This window comes from Pedobacter chitinilyticus (genome assembly GCF_003313385.1).
Classification (GTDB): domain Bacteria; phylum Bacteroidota; class Bacteroidia; order Sphingobacteriales; family Sphingobacteriaceae; genus Pedobacter; species Pedobacter chitinilyticus.
In genome coordinates, this window is sequence record NZ_QMHN01000002.1 from 661,423 (window position 1) to 685,891 (window position 24,469).

23 protein-coding genes are annotated in these 24,469 nt (G+C 35.2%); 18 read left to right on the top strand and 5 right to left on the bottom strand.

Features of this window, described 5'->3' with window-relative positions; genetic code table 11:
* Positions 1 to 161: 161 nt before the first annotated feature.
* The 5 genes from DUT70_RS09620 to DUT70_RS09640 form a co-directional block, all read right to left on the bottom strand.
* Positions 162 to 1,352, bottom strand: a complete 1,191-nt coding sequence (locus tag DUT70_RS09620) for a phosphoglycerate kinase (protein ID WP_113647103.1) — start codon at positions 1,350 to 1,352, stop codon at positions 162 to 164.
* Positions 1,353 to 1,354: 2 nt separating this feature from the next.
* The gene (locus DUT70_RS09625; protein WP_113647104.1) at positions 1,355 to 1,789 is read right to left on the bottom strand and encodes a GNAT family N-acetyltransferase; all 435 of its coding nucleotides are present in this window, start codon (positions 1,787 to 1,789) and stop codon (positions 1,355 to 1,357) included.
* Positions 1,782 to 2,777, bottom strand: a complete 996-nt coding sequence (gene gap / locus DUT70_RS09630; protein WP_113647105.1) for a type I glyceraldehyde-3-phosphate dehydrogenase — start codon at positions 2,775 to 2,777, stop codon at positions 1,782 to 1,784. The genes DUT70_RS09625 and gap overlap by 8 nt, the downstream gene beginning before the upstream one ends.
* A 95-nt stretch (positions 2,778 to 2,872) precedes the next feature.
* Positions 2,873 to 4,000, bottom strand: a complete 1,128-nt coding sequence (locus DUT70_RS09635; RefSeq protein ID WP_162926600.1) for an MraY family glycosyltransferase — start codon at positions 3,998 to 4,000, stop codon at positions 2,873 to 2,875.
* 115 nt (positions 4,001 to 4,115) lie between these two features.
* The gene (locus DUT70_RS09640) at positions 4,116 to 4,859 is read right to left on the bottom strand and encodes a glycosyltransferase family 2 protein (RefSeq protein ID WP_162926601.1); all 744 of its coding nucleotides are present in this window, start codon (positions 4,857 to 4,859) and stop codon (positions 4,116 to 4,118) included.
* A 259-nt stretch (positions 4,860 to 5,118) separates the two neighbouring features.
* Between DUT70_RS09640 and DUT70_RS09645 the strand changes: the two genes are divergently transcribed.
* From DUT70_RS09645 to DUT70_RS09730, 18 genes are all read left to right on the top strand, one after another.
* Positions 5,119 to 5,916 carry a polysaccharide biosynthesis/export family protein gene (locus DUT70_RS09645; protein ID WP_113647107.1) on the top strand — a complete coding sequence of 266 codons (798 nt, stop codon included), beginning with the start codon at positions 5,119 to 5,121 and terminating at the stop codon, positions 5,914 to 5,916.
* The gene (locus DUT70_RS09650; protein WP_113647108.1) at positions 5,916 to 8,327 is read left to right on the top strand and encodes a GumC family protein; all 2,412 of its coding nucleotides are present in this window, start codon (positions 5,916 to 5,918) and stop codon (positions 8,325 to 8,327) included. Before DUT70_RS09645 ends, DUT70_RS09650 begins: the two co-directional genes overlap by 1 nt.
* A gap of 3 nt (positions 8,328 to 8,330) precedes the next feature.
* The gene (locus tag DUT70_RS09655) at positions 8,331 to 8,837 is read left to right on the top strand and encodes a UpxY family transcription antiterminator (RefSeq protein ID WP_113647109.1); all 507 of its coding nucleotides are present in this window, start codon (positions 8,331 to 8,333) and stop codon (positions 8,835 to 8,837) included.
* Between the two features lie 164 nt (positions 8,838 to 9,001).
* Positions 9,002 to 10,798, top strand: a complete 1,797-nt coding sequence (gene asnB, locus DUT70_RS09660; protein ID WP_113647110.1) for an asparagine synthase (glutamine-hydrolyzing) — start codon at positions 9,002 to 9,004, stop codon at positions 10,796 to 10,798.
* On the top strand, positions 10,782 to 11,906 hold the full coding sequence (locus DUT70_RS09665; protein ID WP_113647111.1) for a glycosyltransferase family 4 protein: 1,125 nt from the start codon (positions 10,782 to 10,784) through the stop codon (positions 11,904 to 11,906). Before asnB ends, DUT70_RS09665 begins: the two co-directional genes overlap by 17 nt.
* Before the next feature lie 28 nt (positions 11,907 to 11,934).
* The gene (locus DUT70_RS09670) at positions 11,935 to 12,792 is read left to right on the top strand and encodes an ABC transporter permease (protein ID WP_205529770.1); all 858 of its coding nucleotides are present in this window, start codon (positions 11,935 to 11,937) and stop codon (positions 12,790 to 12,792) included.
* A gap of 53 nt (positions 12,793 to 12,845) precedes the next feature.
* Complete coding sequence (locus DUT70_RS09675; protein WP_113647113.1) at positions 12,846 to 14,069, top strand: ABC transporter ATP-binding protein; 1,224 nt, start codon at positions 12,846 to 12,848, stop codon at positions 14,067 to 14,069.
* Complete coding sequence (locus tag DUT70_RS09680; RefSeq protein ID WP_205529771.1) at positions 14,060 to 14,623, top strand: acyltransferase; 564 nt, start codon at positions 14,060 to 14,062, stop codon at positions 14,621 to 14,623. The genes DUT70_RS09675 and DUT70_RS09680 overlap by 10 nt, the downstream gene beginning before the upstream one ends.
* On the top strand, positions 14,616 to 15,407 hold the full coding sequence (locus DUT70_RS09685; protein ID WP_113647114.1) for an FkbM family methyltransferase: 792 nt from the start codon (positions 14,616 to 14,618) through the stop codon (positions 15,405 to 15,407). Before DUT70_RS09680 ends, DUT70_RS09685 begins: the two co-directional genes overlap by 8 nt.
* Positions 15,391 to 16,452, top strand: a complete 1,062-nt coding sequence (locus DUT70_RS09690) for a glycosyltransferase (protein WP_113647225.1) — start codon at positions 15,391 to 15,393, stop codon at positions 16,450 to 16,452. Before DUT70_RS09685 ends, DUT70_RS09690 begins: the two co-directional genes overlap by 17 nt.
* A complete protein-coding gene (locus DUT70_RS09695; protein ID WP_113647115.1) occupies positions 16,416 to 17,402 on the top strand; it encodes a glycosyltransferase family 2 protein in 987 nt (328 codons plus the stop codon). The genes DUT70_RS09690 and DUT70_RS09695 overlap by 37 nt, the downstream gene beginning before the upstream one ends.
* Positions 17,396 to 18,082, top strand: coding sequence for an acyltransferase (locus tag DUT70_RS09700; RefSeq protein ID WP_113647116.1), 687 nt, complete (start codon positions 17,396 to 17,398; stop codon positions 18,080 to 18,082). Before DUT70_RS09695 ends, DUT70_RS09700 begins: the two co-directional genes overlap by 7 nt.
* Positions 18,083 to 19,231 carry a glycosyltransferase gene (locus DUT70_RS09705; RefSeq protein ID WP_113647117.1) on the top strand — a complete coding sequence of 383 codons (1,149 nt, stop codon included), beginning with the start codon at positions 18,083 to 18,085 and terminating at the stop codon, positions 19,229 to 19,231.
* Positions 19,221 to 20,135, top strand: coding sequence for a glycosyltransferase family 2 protein (locus DUT70_RS09710; protein ID WP_113647118.1), 915 nt, complete (start codon positions 19,221 to 19,223; stop codon positions 20,133 to 20,135). The genes DUT70_RS09705 and DUT70_RS09710 overlap by 11 nt, the downstream gene beginning before the upstream one ends.
* Complete coding sequence (locus DUT70_RS09715) at positions 20,132 to 21,094, top strand: glycosyltransferase family 2 protein (protein ID WP_113647119.1); 963 nt, start codon at positions 20,132 to 20,134, stop codon at positions 21,092 to 21,094. The genes DUT70_RS09710 and DUT70_RS09715 overlap by 4 nt, the downstream gene beginning before the upstream one ends.
* Complete coding sequence (locus DUT70_RS09720) at positions 21,091 to 22,239, top strand: glycosyltransferase family protein (RefSeq protein ID WP_113647120.1); 1,149 nt, start codon at positions 21,091 to 21,093, stop codon at positions 22,237 to 22,239. The genes DUT70_RS09715 and DUT70_RS09720 overlap by 4 nt, the downstream gene beginning before the upstream one ends.
* A 2-nt stretch (positions 22,240 to 22,241) precedes the next feature.
* Positions 22,242 to 23,483: an acyltransferase family protein gene (locus DUT70_RS09725; RefSeq protein WP_113647121.1), complete on the top strand. Its 1,242-nt coding sequence runs from the start codon at positions 22,242 to 22,244 to the stop codon at positions 23,481 to 23,483.
* The gene (locus DUT70_RS09730) at positions 23,473 to 24,462 is read left to right on the top strand and encodes a glycosyltransferase (protein WP_113647122.1); all 990 of its coding nucleotides are present in this window, start codon (positions 23,473 to 23,475) and stop codon (positions 24,460 to 24,462) included. Before DUT70_RS09725 ends, DUT70_RS09730 begins: the two co-directional genes overlap by 11 nt.
* Positions 24,463 to 24,469: the final 7 nt, after the last annotated feature.

Genomic DNA, 24,469 nt, shown 5'->3' on the forward strand with positions numbered 1-24,469 from the left:
ACTTTTTACCACTTTTTACCACAAAAAAGTTTTCAACATACATTTCTTCCCACCTGAACCCACTTTTCAGTGATTTAAACAAAGATTTAAAGGTGGTAAAAAAAGAAAGCGGCCCAGACTTTGAAGTCAGGACCGCTTATATACAGCGAGTTAACTGCTGTTTATTTTTGAATGGCTGCCACACCTGGCAATTCTTTACCTTCCATATATTCCAACAAAGCTCCACCACCAGTCGACACATAGCTCACCTCATCTTCTAAACCAAACTTGGCAATGGCCGCAGCCGAATCACCGCCACCAATTAGCGAAAACGCACCATTTTTAGTAGCTTCTACCACTGCCTCGGCAACAGCTTTAGTTCCTTGCAGGAAATTTTCCATTTCGAAAACACCCATTGGACCATTCCATAATAAGGTTTTAGAGTTTTTAATGATGTCGCTAAATAACTCTACCGTTTTTGAGCCAATATCCAAACCCATCCAGTCAGCAGGAATATGACCACTGTCTACTTGATCTTTTTGGGCTTCGTTATCAAATTTATCCGCAATTACGGTATCTACTGGCAATACTAAATTCACGCCTTTTGCTTTAGCTTTTTCTATAAGCTCTAAACACAAAGCCATACGATCAGCTTCCAATAACGAAGTGCCAATCTCACCACCTTGTGCTTTCGCAAAAGTATAAGCCATGCCACCACCAATAATCAGGTTATCAACTTTTTCCAACAAATTTTCAATCAATAAAATTTTATCAGAAACTTTAGCGCCACCCATAATTGCTGTGAATGGTTTTTCGGCACCATGAATCACCTTTTCTGCATTTTTAATTTCTTCGGCCATTAGGTAACCAAAATATTTTGCATCCGGGAAAAACTGCGCAATAATAGTCGTTGAAGCATGCGCTCTGTGAGCAGTACCGAAAGCATCGTTCACATAAACATCTGCAAGTTTCGAAAGCTTCTCCGCAAAAGCAACGTCTCCTTTTTCTTCCTCTTTATAAAAACGAAGGTTTTCTAACAACAAAACTTCTCCAGGGAACAGGTTCCTTGCTTTATTAACGGCATCTTCACCAATGCAATCATCCGCAAATTTCACCTGAAGGTCTAACATACGAGACAAATCGCCCAAAATATGTTTTAAAGAATATTTATCGCTAGGCCCATCTTTTGGTCGGCCCAAGTGCGACATTAAAATCACTGATCCGCCATCATTCAGTATTTTTTGAATAGTTGGCAATGCTGCACGCATCCTTTTATCATCAGTAATGTTGAAATCGGCATCTAAAGGCACATTAAAATCTACCCTTACGATAGCTTTCTTATCCTTAAAATTAAATTGGTCTACTGTCTTCATTTCTATATTAGGTTTAAAATCATGATATAATGTGGGCCTATTCCAGCGATTTCAAATTCATCAGAAGCGATCTGAAAGCCTTGTTTCTGATAAAAATCTACCGCGGAACTACGTGCGTTGCACCAAATATACTCAGCTTTTGCATTTTTAATGTACGAAACTGCATATTTTAATAAAGCTGCACCATAACCTTTTCCAAAAAATTGACTATCGGTGGCCATGCCTCTTAGTTGATAAGCATTCCCCTCTTTGCCGTCCTTTTGTTGCGGAAAGAAAGTCGCCACACTTGCCACTTCTTTATCGTCTACATAATAAGCCAGATGAAAAATACCCTCAATGCTATCCGTTGGAAGAATACATGTTTCCAATTCCGCACCATTTCTAAGCATTTTGCTTCTTAATGGCAAAACCACTTCTAAAGGAACAAACTTAATCATAGTTCAATTTAATTTTTTCTACCACATCTGCCAAGCGATTGGAATAGCCAGATTCATTATCATACCAACCTACTACTTTTACTAAATCGCCCACAATAGAAGTTAACTGCGCATCAAAAATGCAGGAATGCGGGTTATTGATGATGTCGACTGAAACAATCGGATCCTCGGTATATTGCAAAACCTTATTCAGCCTTCCATCGGCCGCATCCTTAAAAGCAGTATTAATTTCTTCGATTGTTGTTTTCTTTTTTAGAATACAGGTAAAATCCGTTAAAGAGCCATTTAATACTGGAACCCTAATGCCCGCCCCACCCAATTTACCATCTAAATGCGGAAAAATATGCGTAATTGCTTTTGCAGCACCTGTACTGGTTGGAATGATGGACGAAGAGGCAGCCCTGGCCCTACGTAAATCATGATGTGGGGAATCATGCAAGTTTTGATCACCCGTCATGGAGTGCACCGTGGTAATGTAACCATCTTCTATTCCCCAAAGATCATCCAATATTTTTACCATTGGTGCGACATTATTAGTAGTACAAGAGGCATTTGAAAGTATTGCTGAAGAGAAATCAACTTCCTGATCATTTACCCCCATTACTACCATCGGCACCTCTTTGTCAGCCACAGGAGCAGACACGAGCACCTGCTTAGCTCCAGCTTGAAGGTGTTTTTCGGCAGATGCCTGATTAGCGAATTTACCCGTTGATTCAACCACCAAATCCACTTCCAAGTCTTTCCATGGCAATGATTCAGGTTTTGAATTAGAAATAATATTGATGCGTTTACCGTCTACCACGAGATACTGCTCATCGACACTAATTTCGCCTGGGTAAACACCATGTACGGAATCGTATTTGAACAGGTGAGCCAAGGTAGCAGGCGTAGTTAAATCGTTGATGGCAATGACATCGAAATTTCGCTCCAACACAGTGCGCAAGAACATCCTTCCAATTCGGCCAAAGCCATTAATGGCAATTTTCATTTGGTCTTGATTATAGCTGAAACCAACGCGGTTTCATGCTGCAAAGCTAGCCAATATCTAGGGAAAGAAAATCTATTTTTTAAATAAAGATGAAACTATGACACCTTAAGGGTATCCTTTAAAAAAACGTCCTTAATAGTATAGTTCTTGGTTCGTTTCCGACCTTTCACATAGGTAAGCACGGTGTTAAAAATTACACAAACGCCAATCTGGAGAAATATCAAGACAAAATTACCCAAATCCTGTAACATCACCGTCAAAGCAATCATCCCTAAATTAAAGGACACGGTAACCAATAAAATTTGCTTAGCGTTAAGGCCCAAACGCAATAAGCGATGATGGATATGATTTCGATCACCTTTAAATGGCGATTTTTTATTAATCACTCTGATGAAGAATATTCGCAAAGAATCGAACACAGGAACTATTAGCACTGCTACTGCAATAGAAGGCGCAGAATAGAAATAAGGCGCTGGCGTAGCACCAAGCTTATTAATTTCAATAAACTTAATGGCCAACACTACCGAAACTAGCCCGATGATTAAAGAACCAGTATCGCCCATAAAAATTTTAGCTGGTGGGTAATTAAAAACTAAAAAGCCCAATATGGCACCCAACATGGAAAATGCAATAAAGGCATAGGCCATATCATTACCTAATGCAAAAAACACTCCAAAGCAAAAACTCACCACAGCGCCCACGGTTCCGGCTAAACCATCTACACCATCGATTAGATTAAAAGCATTGTTGATGAAAATAATAAGGGCGATTGAAAAAATACCTCCAGCAATCGGATCCACATCCCAAATATTAAATACTCCATAAAGACTGGACAACTTAAAATCACCCAGTGTAACCAAAATTAAAGACACTAGAATTTGAAGTCCGAACTTTGTGGAAGGACTTACTCCATAAATATCATCCTTAATCCCTAAAGCAAACAAAAAAATACTTGAAGCAATTAAAAAATTGGCCTGCTCGTAATGTACAGTAGTGGCAAACAGCAATACCGTAATCGTAAAACCGCAAAAAAGACCTATACCTCCCAATCTAGAGATACCATCTTTATGCTCTTTTCTGTGTAAATCAACACTATCGAACAGCTTATGCTTATTCGCAACGTGTATAATAGAGGGCATAGAAAACCTCACCAGAAAAAATGCTAGCGTTACAATAGAAACATAGAATATCAAAGGATATTCTTCAAATAGTTGTTTGGGCATGTCTTTCTTAAATGATTGACAGTCAAATTTATGAATTATTTAAACAAATAAGTTGTGTTTTTTCAAAACAACTGAAAATAATCCAACGCTACAATCCACATTAATAGGTATTTGACTAAAAGAATTGCCTTATTTTACGGAGCTTCTTTAAAAGCAGTGCTAGTAAGGGAAGCGGTATTTGATTATGCCTTAAGGCAGCGTAATCATTTTGCATGGCAGCATAACGATGTTTCAAAGACTGGTTGCTCATACCACCATTACGCATATTTACCATTAGCATTGGTAGGTGAACCGAAGAAATACGATGCTTGTACAGAAATCTAAGCATCAATTCATAATCGGCAGCAGAACCATAGTTTAACTGATAACCTCCCAATCTTTTAAAAAGTTCACTTCTTATATATAGTGTGGGGTGAGCAGGCATCCAGCCCAATGCTAAATCAGCGGGCTTGGCTTTAGATGATCGCCATTTACGCAAAATACGAGAAATGTTATCTGGAGCAACGTAATTTAGATCACCATAAAGCGCATCTACCTTTGCTTCTTCAAATTTTTTCGCGACTTCTGCAATCACAGTGTTATTGGCCAGCATATCGTCCGCATTTAAAATACCGATTACTTCTCCTGTAGCCAGAGCAATTCCTTTATTCAAAGCATCGTACATTCCTTGATCTGGCTCCGAAAGCAAAATCGACAGCTGATCTTTATACTGTTGTGCGATATGATAAGTACCGTCGGTAGAATTTCCATCGATAAGTATATATTCAATATCGGGATAACTTTGCGCCAACACTGATTCGATACAATCTGCGATGTGCTGTTCTCCGTTATATACGACAGTAATGATGGTTATTTTCAACGAAATACTATTTATTTACTCAAAAGTAAGTCAAGTATTTTTCCAAAACAAATGAAGTCTAGCATTATCCATCCTATAGTACTCAAATCACATACCTAAAGCACATCCAGATAAGAGATTTGCGATACGGCTCATCTAAAAAATGATGTAAAAAAGCAATACCTAGAACTATGTATTTTCAAAACAATGAGTTGTTATTTTTTCAATTATTAATTTGACTAACAACAAAAAGTTGTAATTTGCACCTTCATTCAAACTAATGAACTACAACAGATTATCCTTAACAACAACTCTCATATTTATTGGTTTTGCCGTCTTTTTTTTAAGCTCTTGCTCCTTCAAAGGGCGACAAGCTTTACTAAAAACCCCTTATGATGCAGACACTGTAAAAACTGTAAGGGTAATTAACAGCAATACGGAAGCTCCTGGCTATTACAATCTGATTAAACCAGAAGACGAACTTGCCATTAGAAATGTGCAAGACATGAGTTTGATTGTAAAGCTTCCAGAGGGGGCAAACAACAATACAGCACAAACTTATACCACTTTTAAAGTAGATGCCAATGGCGAGATTGTGCTTCCTAAAATAGGAACCATAAAAGTTGCTGGCCTAAACCGAAGTCAAGCGGCAAAAGCCATTCAAAAAGCATACGAAACCAAAGAACTTAATGCGCCACTTATTGATGTCCGCATTGCAAATGCTTATGTAGTAATGCTGGGCGAGGTAAGCAGACAGGGCAAATATATCATAGAACGTGAAGACTACCAACTAATTGACCTTTTGGCTGATGCTGGAGGGTTAACACCCAATGCAAACAATAAGATGCTACGTATTTTTAGGGGCGACAGGGCAAATCCAGAAATCATTATGGTTAACCTCAACGACTATAATTTTTTGAAGGATCCTAAACTAAAGCTTCAAGCTAAAGATGTCATTTATATTGAACCACGTAGAGCGGCCGCAAACAGCCAAAATTTCCAGGCCTATTCTACTTTCATACAGATTGGTTTTGTTGTAGTCAATACCTTATTGTTAATTTATAGTATCACTAAATAATGGAACAGCAAGTCGCGGGGAACGCAAACGTGCAGCAAGATATCGACTATGTTAAAATAGTGAAGATTGTGCTTAGCAGATGGTATTGGGTGGCCAGCACCATTATCATTTCATTAATTGCGGCGTATATTTATTTATGGTATACCCCTGAAACATTTAGCACTAGCGCTTCTTTAAAATTTGAGGAGAAAAAATCAGAAATCTCAGAGCTACTTAACGTAAGAAGTGCCTATGACCGTAATAACAAAATGCAATCGGAGCAATTTGTGATTCGCTCAAGAGATGTATTGTTAAATGCCATAAACGATTTAGACTATCAAATTTCCTTCTATTTAAAAGGCCGTGTAAGAACTTCTGATATTTACCCGCAAAAGCCTTTGGACATTGCAATTATTGAACAGGACTCTGTAAAATTTAGCAGAGAACTTTTTGAATATGAAGCGCAAGATGCTCACTCATTTAAATTGAGCTACCAAGAAAACGGGAAGGAGGTTAACAAAACCTTTCAAAATGGGCAAATCATTACTGTTCCAGGAATCAAATTCAAAGTCAATAATAACGCATTCAACAAAACCAATAATTCTATCTACTGCTTTAGATTTAATTCTAAAAGTAGCTTTTTAGGCCGTATTGTTTCGGGCTTAAACATGAGCGAAACGAAAGGCACTAACATCCTTTCTTTATCTCAAACAGATATCAATCCTTATTTTGCCACAGACATCCTTAACGCCATACTTAGATCTTATGTGAATTACGATCGTAATCAAAAGACGATCTCTGCCACGCAAACGATCAAGTTTATTGATACGTTACAGCAGAATATGTCCAAGGTGGTAAGATCTTCTGGATCAGAATTGGAGCAGTTTAAAGTAGCCAATAAAGTATTGGATATTTCGGCGGCGGGGCAAGATGTCATGAAAAAGCTGACCGAACTTGAAACCGAAAAAAACACACTCAACTTACAAGGCATTTTCATCAACCAATTGGAAAAAGAAATTGTGGGCAACAAGAACCTGAATGCGATTAATTACAACTTACAGGGCATCACCGATCAAATGTTGGCTTCCCTTTTATCGCAATACAATGGTTTGCTTTTAAAAAGAGAAGAGGCATTAGTGACCTACAAAGCCAGTTCTGATGTGGTACAACAGATAGACAAACAGATATTGGACATTAAGGCCGCTTTTGTGAGTAATGCCAATAGCCAGCGACAAAAAAACAATAAAACCATTACTTTTTTAGATCAGCAAATTGCCTCCATAAAACAAACTTTCAATTCAATTCCTAAAGCTGAGCGAGACCTGATCAACCTTCAATCGAATTTTACCATTAACCAAAAAGTATATAGTTATCTATCTGAAAAAAAATTAGAAGCACAAATCAGTAAAGCAGCCATTACCCCTGGTGCAACCATTGTAGATTATGCCCTGTATAATACCAATTCGATAGCGCCTGTGCACAAAAAAACATATATCAGTGCGCTAATGATAGGATTAGTAATTGGCGTTGGCTTAATCTTTTTAGTGAGAATGCTTAACCCTTTCATTTATGACAAGGAAACGATTGAAAGCCTAACCACCATTCCAATTATTGGAGTAATCAGGAAATATCAGGACGCCATAGACGAAGACAACCGTCAAATTCTGTCCATCAAAAACCCAAAATCACTATTTGCCGAATCTGTCAGATCTGTAAGGACCAATCTTAGTTTCTTGGCTGCCGAAAAGGAAAGTAAGATCGTATGTATTACTTCTGAAATTTCAGGAGAAGGAAAATCTTTTACTACTGTAAATTTAGCCAGCACATTAAGTTTAATCGACAAAAGGGTAATTGTGATTGCTGCCGATTTAAGACGCTCAAAACTGCATCATACCTTTAAAACAAACAATTTGAAAGGCCTGAGCTCTTATTTATCTAATCAAGCTGAACTCTCGGAAATCACTTTTGATACAGAAGTAGAAAATCTTACCTTTATCCCTGCAGGCCCAGTGCCTCCAAACCCATCAGAACTATTGTATTCAGATAAAATGAAGGCTCTTTTAGAACTACTGACAAAATCTTACGATTTTGTAATTGTCGACTCGGCACCAGTTGGTTTGGTTTCGGATGCTATTCCTTTGATCAGAATGGCTGACGTCAATCTATTTGTAATCCGCTCGGGCGTATCTCGCTACCAAGCTGCCTCTGTTCCCGAACGACTTTCTAAGGAATTCAATTTATCTAATATCGCCATTATATTAAACGCTTTCGACAATGATATTCTGCATAGCAGATATTACACCACCAATTATACGGGTAGCTATTATGCCAATTACTACTACTATTCAGATTATTCGAATACTGGATATGGAAACGGCTATTATAGTGATGGACCGACAAAAAGATGGTGGGAATTTTGGAAAAAGAAATAGACAATGATCGACAATTTGTACAGATGGTATCCAGTGTATACGAATTCTAGGGCGGAGAAAAAGGCTTATCAAGAACTACAAAGAAAAGGTATTGAAGCCTATTTGCCTCTGAAAAAAGAGTGGCGTCAATGGAGTGACCGTAAAAAAATAGTAGAAGAACCCCTATTCAAATCATACATTTTCGTACGCATCTCAAACAAAGAGCATGCGGAAGTGCTCATGACCCAAGGCGTGAGTCGTTTCCTCTATTTTTCGGGCAAAATTGCCGTGATGCCTGACAAGCAAATGGAAGATTTGAAGCTTTTGCTCACTTCAGGTGAAGACCTAACGCTTATCGAGCATGAAATTCAACCAGGCGAAAAAGTATTGATCCATGCAGGGCCTTTTAAAGGAATGATTGCGGAGCTTGTTTCCATAGAAAATAAAAAAAGCTTGGTATTAAAATTAGAAAATTTAGGCTATGCCTTAGAAGTGAAAACTTCGATGGCTTACATTGAGCCTTTAAAATAAACTTGAAAATTAGCTGAGGTGAGGTTTAGCTAATTTGATGATAACGATACTGGTCATTGTTGATTAAAGCATTGATCATTTCAGCACGCTAGGTCCCGAAATGGGACTGAAAGGGCGAAGCTGTGAACCAAACAACAAAAACTCCTTTAAAACATTCCGAATAAATGTGCCGTATAGCTGGAATTATCAGTAAAAAGCTAAACGACAAAGAAACAAGTGCGGCCATAAAGCGCATGTGTAACGCTATGCGTAAAGGCGGACCTGACGGAGAAGGTTACCTGCTGCTACCTGAACTAAATCTCGCTTTTGGACATCGTAGGCTATCACTCATTGATTTGAGCGAAAATGGCAAACAACCAATGCCCTATCAAAATCAGCTATGGATTACCTTTAATGGCGAAATTTATAATTATCCCGAACTAAAAGTAGATTTGATTGCCAAAGGTTTTAGCTTCAATAACGAAACGGACACCGAAGTGATCTTAGCAGGTTACCAAGCTTATGGAACCAGCTTCTTTAAAGAGCTAAAAGGCATGTTTGCTTTTGCCCTGCTAGATCAACATACCAAGCAAACCTTTTTAGTAAGGGATGGTTTGGGCATTAAGCCACTGTACTATGCGCTAAATGATGGCCAGCTTTGTTTTGCTTCCGAAGTAAAGGCTTTTACAGCGTTTAATAGCAACTGGAAAGAAAACACAGATTGGCCCATCTATTTTCTCTCCTTTGGTTTTATTCCAGAGCCCTACACTACGCTTGAGGGTGTTCACAACTTACCAAAAGGCCACTTTTTAACTTGGGATCATCAGAAACAGCACGCCACTTTACAAAAGTTTGCGGACAACTACCCATTCCCAAAAGAAGTAGAACTACAAATAGCGCAACAGGAAATTAAGACAAAATTAGATCAATCCGTTAAAAGACACCTTATCGCTGATGCGCCTATTGGTGTATTTTTAAGTGGTGGAATTGACAGTAGCTTATTAAGTATAATTGCAAGCGAACAAACACAGCAGGTGATCAATACCTTAAGCATTAACTTTAATGAGCCTGAATTTTCTGAACAAAAATACCAGGAAATCATTGCCAAACAAATCAATAGCAAACACATTCGCTATACGGTAACGGCCAATGATTTCGAACAACATATTGACCAGATCTTCAATGATATGGACCAACCATCCAACGATGGAGTAAACTCGTGGTTTGTTAATAAAGTAGCTAAAGAAAACGGGTTAAAAGCAGTACTTTCAGGCATTGGAGCCGATGAACTTTTTGGAGGCTATCCATCCTTTAAAAGACATCCGCTGATTAAGAAACTGAAAAAGGCTCCTCGCTTTCTATTAAAAAGCGCTAAATATCTTCCTTCGGATAAACTTAAGCGCATCAGCTTTTTAGCTTACCAAAATCCCATTGGCGAATATCTTTTTTTAAGAGGTTTTTATACGCCAAATGTGGTAAGTAAATTGCTAAAGGTTCCAGAAAAGAAGATAGAGCAATTATTGAACAATTATCCCTTAGATAAGGAAGTTGAACAACTAAGTGCCGAAGACAGAATTTCTTGGTTCGAAACCAATGTTTACATGCAGAACCAGTTGCTTAAGGATACGGATTATATGAGCATGGCACATGGCATAGAAGTACGTGTTCCTTTTTTAGATCAGGATTTAGTAGCCAAAACATTAGCCTTACCAAAAGAGGCGAGGTTCAACGAACAACCTAAATCGATATTGATCAAGGCTTATCAAAATATATTACCAGAAGCGATCTGGAATCGCCCAAAAAAAGGTTTTACTTTCCCGTTCCAGCATTGGTTTACAACTTATAAACCGATGTTAAATGAAGAGCATTATAAGAAAAATGCACAAGCTTTGGCACTGTTAAAACAGTTCAAAAACCATCAATTACATTGGTCTAAGCTATTTGCGGTTTATCAAGTATTTCATCATGCAAAAAAAGCGTAACGAAATATTGTTCTTGAACCTTTATGCTTTCAGTTTAACTGGTGGAGTGGAAAAAGTGAGCAGAAAATTCATTTACGCGATTGGCCAACTATTAGGCACGCAACATTGGATGAGCTACTCGATGCACGATGAAAAAAAAAATACCGATATAAGCTATATTGCTCCTAACCGATATAAAACATTTGGAGGAGCTAAGCTAAGTTTCGTTGCTAGCAGTTTTTTAAAAGGACTTAAAAGTAACGTATTGGTGCTTTCCCACATCAACTTACTCCCTGTCGCGAAGTTGATCAAATTATTTAAACCCAAGCAAAGGATCATCATGTTTGCCCATGGCATTGAGGTTTGGGACGCATTGCCAAAATGGAAAACAAAATTCCTTCAGGATAAGGTGCAAATTTGGGCAGTAAGCAATTATACCCGTGATAAAATGATCGCACAGCATCAAATATCACCGCAGCAAATCAAAGTATTGAACAATTCTTTATCGCCATTCATTCAGCTGCCCCATCATTTTGAAAAACCACAACATCTACTAGAGAAATATCAAATTGGCGATGTTCCCGTAATCTTCACCTTAAATCGTTTATCGGCCTCCGAAAAATATAAAGGTTACGACAAGGTGATTACAGCACTAGGCAAATTAAAACAGCAAAATCAAGCTTTTATTTACCTTTTAGCTGGCAAAGCCGATGACGCCGAACACATTAGATTAACCAAACTAATTGAAGATAATAATCTCGCTAATGAGGTGAAAATGATTGGTTATCTTTCAGAAGAAGAGTTAACACCACATTTTTTATTGAGCGATTTATTTATCATGCCTAGTAAAGGCGAAGGTTTTGGCATTGTATTTATCGAAGCTGCCGCACATGGTTGCAAAGTGATAGGTGGTAATATAGATGGCAGTACTGATGCATTACTTAATGGAAAATTAGGGCAATTGATCAATCCTAATGAGGAAACTGAAATCCTTCAGGCCATTCAAAATGCATTAGCAGACAAGGCACATCAGCCTCATCAACAACAGCAAATGACTATCGAGCATTTCGGTTTCGATAGTTATCTGAAAAAAGTAAAAGAACTATTAAATCATCCTGTAGTCAATTAAGCAACCATCAGGTCGCTCGCATAATATAATGAACAACCAACAACACGATTGGAGTATAGAACCACAAAACTCACTATTAGACCTAAAATTAAAAGATACTTGGGCCTATAGAGATTTGCTTTGGCTTCTGGTACGTAGGGATTTTGTTTCCTTTTACAAACAAACCATCTTAGGGCCACTCTGGTTTTTTATACAACCGCTACTTACTACAATCATTTTTACGTTCGTATTTGGCAATTTAGCGGGCATCAGCACCGATGGTTTACCCCAGCCCCTTTTTTACATGGCTGGCATTACGGCTTGGAATTATTTTTCAGAATGCCTAACCAAAACTTCTACCGTCTTTAAAGACAATGCCAACATCTTTGGTAAAGTTTACTTCCCACGTTTAATTATGCCTTTGAGTATCGTAGTGAGTAATCTGGTAAGGTTTGGCGTGCAGTTTTTACTGTTTTTAATAGTGATGGGCTACTATTACTTTATGGCTAAAGAAGATTTTAGCATTACTTGGGCCATTTCGCTTTTCCCTCTGGTAGTCATATTAATGGCTTTATTGGGTTTAGGTTTAGGAATGCTCATCTCTGCAATGACTACTAAATATCGCGACTTGGCATTCTTAGTGACTTTTGGCGTACAACTGCTGATGTATGCGACCACCGTAATTTATCCACTAAGTACCGCGGTCGAAAACTATCCTAATTATGCTTGGATTATCGAATATAACCCCATGACACCACTCATAGAAACTTTTAGGTACGGATTTTTAGGTAATGGGACTTTTAGTTGGAGCGCAATTGGCTACACTACAGTGGTTACTTTGGTAATTTTGCTAGTTGGTATTGTGGTATTCAATAAGGTAGAAAAGAATTTTGTAGATACGGTTTAGCTATGCTAACGTTTTTGTCATTTCGAACAAAGTGAGAAATCTATATTAACATCATGAGTAACATTGCTATAAAAGCGGAAAACCTATCTAAAGCCTATCAACTAGGCGAAATCGGCACAGGTACCATTAGCCGGGATTTAGAACGTTGGTACGCTCGTATCCGTGGTAAAGAAGATCCTTTTTTACGCATTGGTGAAACTAACGACCGTACAAGTAAAGGTAGTTCCGATATTGTTTGGAGTTTAAAGGATATCAATTTTGAAATTGAACAAGGTGATGCTGTGGGCATTATTGGACGCAATGGCGCTGGTAAAAGTACTCTATTAAAAGTGTTAAGTAGAGTAACCTCCCCTACTTCTGGTCGCATTACTGGTAAAGGTCGCATTGCTTCTTTACTAGAAGTAGGTACTGGTTTTCATCCAGAATTAACTGGTCGTGAAAACATCTACTTAAACGGTGCCATTTTAGGTATGCGTAAAAAAGAAATCACTCGCAAGTTCGATGAAATTGTAGATTTTGCTGGTGTGGAACGGTATATAGATACACCCGTTAAACGTTACTCTTCTGGAATGTACGTACGCTTGGCCTTTGCGGTTGCTGCTCATCTAGAAAGCGAGATCTTAATCGTTGACGAGGTTTTAGCTGTGGGTGATGCCGAATTTCAGAAAAAGTGTCTTGGAAAAATGGGAGAAGTGAGTAAAGGTGAAGGGAGAACGGTATTATTTGTGAGCCATAATATGGTTAGCGTAAACCTGCTATGCCAAAAAGGAATTCTACTTAACCATGGTAATCTACAATTCATTGGGGACGTAAATAAAGCTATAGAAAGATATACTCAAATAGAGCAATCAATGTCATCTATCTATATCAATAAAAGTACAGCAAATTATTCTATCGAAGAGGTCAGACTGTTAAGAACTAATGATAGAGTCAGATTAAGTTTTTCAGATTTGATTAAATTTAGTATTAAGCTAAATATTACAGATTCAATCCAAAATGTTCATCTTGGCGTAGCATTAATTGACAAATGGAAAAGAAAGCTTTTTACCTCAACTATACCAATTAATCAAAAAGCTATTTACCTTCTCAGTTTTCCGCTAAATCTGCTGCTATCGGGGACTTATACCTTAGATATAGCCACATTTATTCCAAATGGAGCTAATTTTAATTATATAAAAGACATTTGCCCCTTTGAAATCGAAGACTTTGAATCAGAATCAGCTATTTATGGACACGCAGATGTTGGTGTAATAAATGTAGAATGTGTATGGGAGTAGCTAGTAAAATGAAATATTTAGGCAAAAAAATTCAACAGTACTTTCGAATCACTTGTATTAGACAAAATAAAAATATTTCAATTTTAAATCACAATTACATATCTCCATTTGTGCGCATCGAAACTAATTATGGAGGCAAAATTGATATTGGATCTAATAATGAGTTTTTATACGGTGTTTGCCTTATGACGTATGGTGGAAAAATAACAATAGGAAATAACTGTAGTATCAATCCTTACACTATTATTTATGGTCATGGGAACGGCGTAGAGATAGGGAGTAACGTATTAATTGCAGGGCATTGTATGATTATTCCATCCAACCATAATTTTAGAGACAACAAAGTACCAATCAATCAACAAGGGAGTACAAGCAGGGGAATCAAGATAGAAAATGATGTATGGTTAGGCACAGGTGTCAAGGTTTTAGATGGGGTGACCATAGCAAAAGGGTGTATTATTGCTGCGGGGGCAGTAGTAACTAAATCAACTGAAGCTTACGGTATCTATATGGGTGTCCCCGCAAAAAAAACAAAGAGCAGACTAGATGTATAAATTATGGAATAAGGCTATCAAGAGGATTTCTTATATTTTAACCCACAAGAAAACCCTATCTGAGCAAACTATATTAGGTAACTTGAAAAGTAATGAGAATTATGTCAAAGAAGATAATGATTATTATTATTTAGAGAATACTGAATTTAGCTATCAATTAAGAAAAAAAGGCAGTGATGTCAGGGTTCATAGGCAAATAGTTATTGAGAAAGAATATCAATCACTAATAGATTGCCTTATAGTTAATGACAAAAAGCCTAAGCTTATTGTAGATTGCGGGGCCAATATCGGTTTAACGGCTATACAATTTGCTCGAAATTTCCCTTATGCTCAAATAATATCTATCGAGCCCGATGAAATGAATTTTAGACAATTATCAATCAATACTCAAGATTTCCACAACGTCTACCCACTCCGAAATGCAATATGGACGTCGTTAGAAACCCTAAAATTAGATAAAAATTTTAGAGATGGTGAGGATTGGTCTATTCGCACCGTAAAATCAAGCGACGACTTTTATCAAGAAGTACAAACTATTACCTTACTCGATTTGCTTAAAGAGCTAGGACAGGAAAAGATAGATTTACTTAAAATAGATATCGAAGGTACTGAAAAAGAATTATTTAAAGACAAAAACACATACAGATTTCTGGATAAAACAGAATGTATTGCTATAGAAATTCATGACGAGTGTGTCGACCGTTTAAATATATATAAAATTTTAAGAGAACATGATTTCACTTTGTTTAATTCAGGAGAACTGACAATTGGCCTTAGAAAGTAAACCTGGGGTATCCATTATTGTTTGCTGTTACAATAGTAGTAAGAGATTACCAGAAACCATAAAGCATATATCCTCTCAAAAGGTTCCAGATGAAATTTCTTGGGAACTTATTATCATAAATAACAATTCGTCAGACGACACGAAAACTGTTGCCAAAGAAGAAATTGAGAAATACAAGGTTTTTGAGAACAGAAGTTTCATCATTGATGAATCAAGGCCCGGTTTAACTCAAGCCAGAGACACGGGGTTTAAAAATGCAAGATTTGAATGTGTCATAATGTGTGACGATGATAACTGGTTAAACTCAAATTATGTAAAACTAGCATATGAAATCATAAACCAGTCTCCGGATATTGGAGCAATTGGGGCTCTAGGGACGGAGTATTTAGAAGTCGAAAAGCCCTATTGGTTTGAACAATATAAAGCAACTTTTGCGGTAGGCAGGTTCTCTAATGTTAGTGGAAATATTACAAACTCCAATAACGGCTTGTATGGTGCAGGAGCATGCGTTAGGCGTTCTGCGTATTTAAGCCTTGTCGAAAATGGCTTTACTCCTCTTTCATCCGATCGAATAGGGGACGTATTGATGAGTGGTGGGGATTCAGAAATCTTTTGGGCTCTTGAATTAGCGGGTTTTTTCATTTGGTATGATGATAGACTTACCTTCACTCATTTTATAAGCAAAAAAGCATTATGTCCAAAAAATTTCTTAAAGAAAATGTACTATGGCACACGGTCTGAAATAATCCTAAGGCCATATAGTTATTTAATGAAAAATAAATCTTTTATAGTTCGCTCATCAATAAAAAAAGATTGGCGGTGGTTATTCTTGGCACACCTGATACCCTTTTTAGCAAAAGGAAGATTCCTAGATATCCTCATATTTAAAATAACTCAAAAGATAAATAATCGCATAGTGACATCGCATGTTGAGTACGGTAAAATTATTCAAATATTTACGGAAAAAAACTACAATTTGGTACAATACGCAAATCTTAAAAATTCAAAATGGTTGAATCTGAAGCACAAATCAAGCGAAAAATAATTTGTCTTACTCCGATAAAAAACGAAGCTTGGATTCTTGATTCTTTTCTTAAAGCTGCAAGTTTATGGGCTGATCATATAATTATTGCAGACCAAAATTCAATCGATAATTCAGTTGAAATTGCAAAAAAATATCCAAAGGTAAAGATAATACATAATGAAGAAAAGTCCTATATTGAATCTTCAAGGCAAAAACTTCTTATATCCGAAGCTCGGAAAATTGAAGGAGATAACAACATTTTCATTGCTATAGACGCTGATGAGTTCTTGATAGATTGGCAGGAAAGTCCAGAATGGCAAACAATTTATACTTTAGCTCCTGGAACAACAATTTGGATGGACTGGGTTAATTTATGCCCAGATTATGAAAGCATATTTTATTCTAGAGGAGGTAAAGCATTATTTGGCTACGTTGATGACGGTACTGAACATGAAGGACTACAAATACATAGTTATAGGGTACCCTTTGACAATAAGAAACCACAGGTCAGGTTTTCAGCAATAAAAAATCTTCATCTTCAATATGCATTTACAAATAGGTTAAAAGCAAAACACCGTTGGTACCAGTGCTTAGAAAGAATAAAATTTCCGAAAAAAAGTCGAATAGATATTTACCGCCAATATCATCATATAGACTTACCGATAAATGATAAACAACCAATAAAAAAATATTGGTTACATAATAACAATATTTTTCCAGAAACTATAAATGGAAATCAGTTTCCTTGGTGGGATGACGAAATTTTATTCTTTTTCGAAAGAAATGGAATAGAATATTTTCAGAAAATTGCAATTTGGGATAGAGAGTGGCTTAAATTAAATCCAAATATTTCCGACCCTAGAACTATATTTCAAAAAATAGTGCACCTTTGGTTAGCTAAATCTCAGTCCAATCCATTTTCTATCTACAATAAAATAATAAATAAATTATTAAGATATATAAATTGGTAAATAAACTATTTATAAAAAGTTGGCTTAAATTACTTAAGCTACACCCTATATCTGTGATTAAAACAATATATTTCAACTTCAGATTTCTCGATTTTCAAACAGCTCTACCACTTCCCTTCCTAATAGCTCGAAATGTAGTCGTAACATCAAGTATAGGTAAATTTATTTTAGAAAAAGACATAGAAGCGGGTTCAATTAAAATAGGCTTTGGAAACGTTGGGATGTATCCAGAAAGTTTAACAAAGACTATCATTGAGCTAAAAGGAACTATACACTTTAAAGGGCCAGCAAATATTGGCCCAGGTAGCAAGTTAATTGTAGGAATGGGTGGCTTTTTAACTATCGGACCAGGCTTTACAATAACAGCAAACTCTTCAATAATTTGTTTTGACAAAATTAAGTTTGGCAACAACAATCTAATTTCTTGGAACTGTCAATTTTTAGATACAGATTTCCATAAAATAGTTTCAAATGGAATTCCATCAGCTTCAAATAAACCAATTGAAATTGGCAACCATAATTGGTTCGGATCTAATGTTTGTATCTTAAAAGGAACAAAACTTAATGATAATAATGTTATTGGAGCAAATAGTACATTGAATAAGAACTATGATACATCTGAGAGTCTCATTGTTGGAAATCCCGGAACAATAAAAAAAACGAACATCAAATGGCAATAAATGCTTAAAAGAATATTATTTGTACATGACCAAATACCAGGTCAAGGAATATCTGGAATGATTATTTTTTACAGACATTTCGTACAATTAACTGATTATGAAATACATATATTAGTTCCAGACTATTGTCATTATGACAAATCTGATTTACCTCCTAATTTTTATATTCATTATTTTTCTCTTCGGAAAAAATATTGGCCACCTTTTAGAGAACAAAGTAGTTTATTAAGAAATATCCGAATAACCCAACTTTCAAAGTTAATAGTTAACAAACTAGACGCTATACAACCTTCAATTGTAATAACTGTACTCTATCATTATTTTGCTGTTGCAACTTTCAAAGCTTTGAAAAAACGAAACATTCCTCTTATAACTTTTCTACATGATAATTGGATGTTAAAAACAAATTCACTACACCTAAAAAAAGTCAGAAAAAAATTAGGCTCTAAAATAATAGAAAGATCAAATTTAAATCTATCTGTTACAAGGGAATTAATAAACGAATACTCTTCACATAGTAATGCTTCAGATTTATTTTATCCGATTCCTGCAGGTTTTACATATCCATATGCACCATCTAAAAACAGAATATTAAATCTCTTTTATGCAGGCACTATTGAGGAGCACCATTTCAAACTTTTTGAAAAACTTGCCGAAGAAATGAACAAATTGCCGCTCAAATTTTCTATTATAACCAACAGCACTAACAAACTTGAGCATTTAACTGATATTCAATATGTTCCCAGTTTCAAAACTAATACCGAGGCAATAAAATACATGCATGACAATGCAGATTGTATTCTCGTTAATTATGGTAGAACGTTTGATGAAAATCCATATGCCGCTACAAGCTTCCCAAGCAAATTTATTGAGTTTTCTCACTTAAGTAAGCCAATTCTAGCCGTAGCTCCTTTTAATAGTCCATTCAAAAATTTCTTAGAGAGTAAAAATTACGACTTATGTTGGGATGGCTATGATTTATCAGCGTTGGAAATAATAGTTACAAAACTATTACAGCCAGACATTTATCTTGAATATGCTAAAGCAATAAAAAAAATTGCTTTGGAAGATTTTTCATCTTTTCATTTACAGAATAAATTCAAAAACTATTTAATCTCCCTAGAAAAAAAAAATCAAAATGAAACATAAAATTTCGATTTTGATACCGTGTTATAATGCAGCTGCATTCCTACCTGAACTATTCGAAGGCATATCTAAACAAACTTGCCCGTTTGATGAAATAATATGCTATGACGATTGTAGCACAGATGATACAGCCAACGTCGCTAGAAGACTGGGTGCAAAGGTGCTAGTAGGAAAGATAAATCGTGGCCCAGCCTTTGCCAGGAACAGGATGATAGAATGTTGCGAAAGTGATTATATACATTTTCATGATGCTGACGATCTTATTGACGAAAGATTTGTTGAGATAATGAAGAAAAATATTGTTAATAAGAGTATGCAGCTTTTGTGTAATACTCACGTCCTCGACAGGACAGATCGTTTAAAAAATCTTGGAGACATAGTTTATACCGCACTAAATCATCAAAACGATCAACTAAGGTTTTTTTTAGAAAATATAGGGTTCGCAAGTATGGGATTATACAGCAGAAATGCATTACTATCAGTTGGTGGATTTAATGAAAATTTAAAAGGAAACGAAGATCCTGATCTTCACATCAGGCTCTCACAAAAAGGTTTTGTTTTTAAGTCCATAAAGGAATTCCTCGTTACGAAACTGGAACATAATGATTCTTTTTCACATAAAAACTGGTTTCAATGTTTATCTGATAAGTTTAGATGTTTAGAAAACTATTCTAAAATCCTAGATAAAAAATACTATCCTATACTTGCTTTCCAAGCTGCAGAATTATCAAAATACTTTTATCGAGAGGGTGACAAAAATCTAAGTAAAAAAGCGAGAATGCTATCATTTAACTTAGGAATCCGAAATATCCAAACCTCTAATTTTTCAAAAATAATAAGCCGAATATTTGGCCCAAAATTTTATCTGTGGCTATATAGAAAAAGAGTTGATTTAAGACTTATATGATTAATCACCTAGTATCAATAATAATACCTTTATATAATGCAGAAAAATACATATCTGAAACTATCAGAAGTATTCTTAATCAAACCTATAAAAACTGGGAGCTAATAATTATTAACGATGGAAGCTCAGACAATAGCTTAAATGAAGTCGAAAAATTTTTTGATCATAGGATAAAAATCTTTTCAATTAGTAATTCTGGTGCATCAGTGGCTAGAAATATTGGATTAGCGAAAGCAAACGGGGGGCTTGTACAATTTCTAGATGCTGACGATGTTCTATCTAACGATAAAATTGAAATTCAAGTTGAAGCAATAAAAAACAATGCAAATTTCATTGCTGTATGTTCCACAGCACATTTTAGTGAAGATGCTTGCTTTAAGCACAGTAAACCAAATCCATACGAAGATGCATTCTTAACCTATTCGACGGTTCCATCGGACTTTCTAATTAACCTATGGGGTGGAAACGATGGAAAAGGGAGCATGATTCAACCAAACGCTTGGTTGATCCATAAAAATCTAATTGATAAGGTTGGAGGGTGGAACGAAAAACTAACTTTAGATGATGATGGAGAATTCTTTGCCAGAATTATTCTAGGAAGTGAAAAAATTATAAAAACAGATGGGACCAACTTCTACAGAAAATATAGCAATAAGAATAATCTTTCTGGATTACGTTCCGAAGCATCATTATATAGTTTGTTAAATTCAGTTTTGTTAAAAAAAAAGCATTTACTAGAACGTGATAATTCTCAGCCTGCAAAATTCGCAATTCAAAGAATGTTGTTTGATGTAGCACTATTATCCTATCCGAAATTTAATCATATAACAAAAATTGCATTTAAGAACAGTGTAACCCAAAATCCAAAGGATATTCAATTAGGTGGACGTGTAATAAATTTTATTGCAAATCATATTAGTTGGAAGATAGCAAGACATTTACAAATAATCTTCAGATGACATTTTTCTTATCATTTTTCCAAAGTAAAAAAGAGCACCCGATTCCTGCATATAGCTTTTGGGAATATTACATCAAAAATGGCATAGAAGAAGCAGGTTACGATTGGATCGAAGATAAATTTATTGACTGGGCCGAGGGTTTAATATATGATGAAGACAGTATTGAATTAGCAAACTGGAAAGCAATAGTATGGGAAAGAGCAATAAGTTATATAAAGAAAAGTAGGCCATCTGTTTTCTTGTCATACCTTTATCCAAAGCAAATAGATATCCAGGCAATTAAAGAAATTCAAAAACTTGGGATACCCTGTGTGAATTTTTTTTGCGATCATGTTAGAGACTTTAAGTCTTTACCTAAAGAATTCTATGTTTTCGATTTAAATTGGGTACCGGAAGTAGAAGGATTAAACCTTTATAAAAAAAACAAGCTAAATTATATCCACTTACCTATGCCTATGTGGGTAGATCCAAAATTCAGATTTATAGAAAATACTTTTAATAATGACGTTACTTTTATTGGTTCTAGAGATATACAGCGTACATTATTATTTAATAAATTATTAAATGATAATAAAAACGAAAGTATTAAGATATATGGGAAAGGATGGTTCAAGAACGACCTGCATGTAAATAACTTTCCAAAAAGAAAAAATCTTGGAGAAAAAATCAAAAACCAAGCTAAATCATTAGTTAAAAATGGGTTAAAACCATATTTAAGGTCTCTCTCTCAAAGAAATTTAAACATTCTTCCGTCGCTTGAAGTTCAAAAGAATATTTATGGTACCGTTAGCTTCGAAGAATATATAAAAATCACTAAATCCAGCTGCATTACACTTGGCATTAATCGCTATCCTAACATTAATTTTCCGCTACACAAGCCTCATACTTATTCAAGGTTAAGAGATATAGAAGCACCAATGCTTGGGGCCTGTTACCTCACGGAAAAAGCAGAAGACTTGAATTATTTTTATCCTCACAATAAAATACTGGTCTATGAGAATATAGATGAACTTAACGAAAAAATATCTGAGATAAGAGGCTATCGCAACAATGAAAGGTTTAATTATATTAAAAACATACAGGATATTTCAATCAATGAACTTAGTATCCCCTGTTCCATTTATAAATTGAAAAGTAAATTATAAATATGTATATAAATACATTTTTAAAAATAAAACCTATTAGCGATAAAAGTCAGAGTGATTATGCTTTCAACACTTCATTAGAAGGCTTACGGGGAATATGTGCAATTGGTGTATTGTTGGCACACGGCTTTGCTAAATCTTGGTTGGATAAAAACTACAGTCCACCTAGTTTAATTCCATATTTTTCTTTCGGAAGTTTAGCCGTTTATATCTTTTTTATGCTATCTGGATATGTAATTGGCTTAACTGTTTTGAAAATGCAATCTTTCCAAACCCCAAGCTTTTACAAAAAAAGACTTATTAGGCTGTATCCTATCTATCTTCTTACTTTTCTATCTTTATTATGGCTAGGTACAGATACAAGTACCTGGCAAACTATTGGCAACATGCTTATGCTCCAAAATTCAAGAGATTATTTTGGAATCCATATTCCTGTTATCAGTAATTTAGCTCCTATATGGAGCTTAAATTATGAAATAGTTTATTATCTTATTTTTCCAATAATTTTCTTTTTAAAACCAAATTTTATAGTTACAATATTAATTCTTCTAATTTTAAGCACGCTTGGTTACTATTCAAATTTCCCTACATTCATTGCAAATTACAGTATTGGTTATATTTTTTGGATAACTGGTTTAATGTTATGCTGGAAACTGCAAGAAAGTAAAGAAATTAAATATTCTGTTTTCAGTTATATCTTTCTATTTATTTCGAGTCATCATTTAGCCTACGGTGATATTATATTTAAAATGTTAAAGTTAAATTCAGAAAAAGACCATGTATTAGGCCTTGGAATACTTTTTTATCTGCCATTATGTATTTGCGCTCTAGCTGATTTTTCAGGTAAAACATTACCCTTCAAGAAATTACTACTAGCAATTTCTTATGCATTGCCAGCTATTATATTTTGTTATTTGATAAATAGCAATAGAATTTTTGAAAATGATAGATGGATATCTTGTCTAATATTTTATTTATTATCTATACTGACATATCGGTTTTATAGTCCTCACAAGTTTATAATAAATGCTTCTGCTAAAATAGGAGCTATTTCATATGCTTTATATATAACTCATTTACCTCTTATGCTCATCATAAAAAAATATTTCCCGTACAACGGTCCTTATTGGTACTGGTTAAAGTTCAGTATTTGGGCGAGCTTAACGGTGTTGGTATCATATGCATTAGAAAAGAAATTACAGCCGAAAATTGTTCAATTTTTAAGAGAGAAAAATGTCATATAATATTTGCATCTATTATAAATTAGAACCTGAAGAAGACAAATTCTTTAAAAATGATTATATAGTCCGTAGATTCTTAAGAAGGCTTCTAGGCAGGCAAAAAATAGGAGGGATTGGAAGAGTTTATCTAAATTTATTAAAAAGTTTAAAAGAACTAAATATCCAATTTTCTATAAATAAACCGTTTCATAAATTAGAAAAGAACGATATTCCGATTGTACTTGGAAGAGGGAAGCATTGTTTAAAAGGCTATAATCAACCGAATAAAATCATCGCTGGTATAGCGCTTATGACACACCCATCTGAATGGCCAGATTTATGTAAAGAGTATCCAGTTGTAAAATATTTACAACATTCTAAATGGGCAAATGAGGTATACGTTAAATATTATGGAAATCAAATATGCGACACTTGGTTTAGTGGTATTGATATAGAGAAATGGAAACCCGCATCATCTGAAAGAAAAATCGACTTTTTAATTTATCAAAAGTTTCATTGGGATATAGAAAAAAAAACCGAGGAACTACTTACTCCAATAATATCAAAACTTAAAGAGAATAATTATAGTTTTGATATTATTAAATACGGAAATTATAAAGAAAAAGATTACTTTAAAAAGCTATCTAATACTAAAGCTCTTTTGTTTTTTTCAGAGCATGAAAGTCAAGGTTTTGCTTGCTGTGAAGCTATGTCAATGAATATTCCAGTGTTAGCTTGGGAGCAAGGCTTATGCTTAGATCCAAATAGATTTAGATGGAATGACCCAATAATACCTGCCAGTTCAGTACCATTTTTTAGTGAAGTTTGCGGAATGACATTTAAAGACTCTGCAGATTTTAACGACGTCTTACCAAAATTTATCAACAAAATAAAAATAGACAAATTTCAACCTAGAGAATTTATCAAAAAACATCTTTCACTTAAAAAAAGTGGCCTCCGTCTTATAGAGATTATTGAAACAGTTTATAATGAATATTACTAAAAATAAC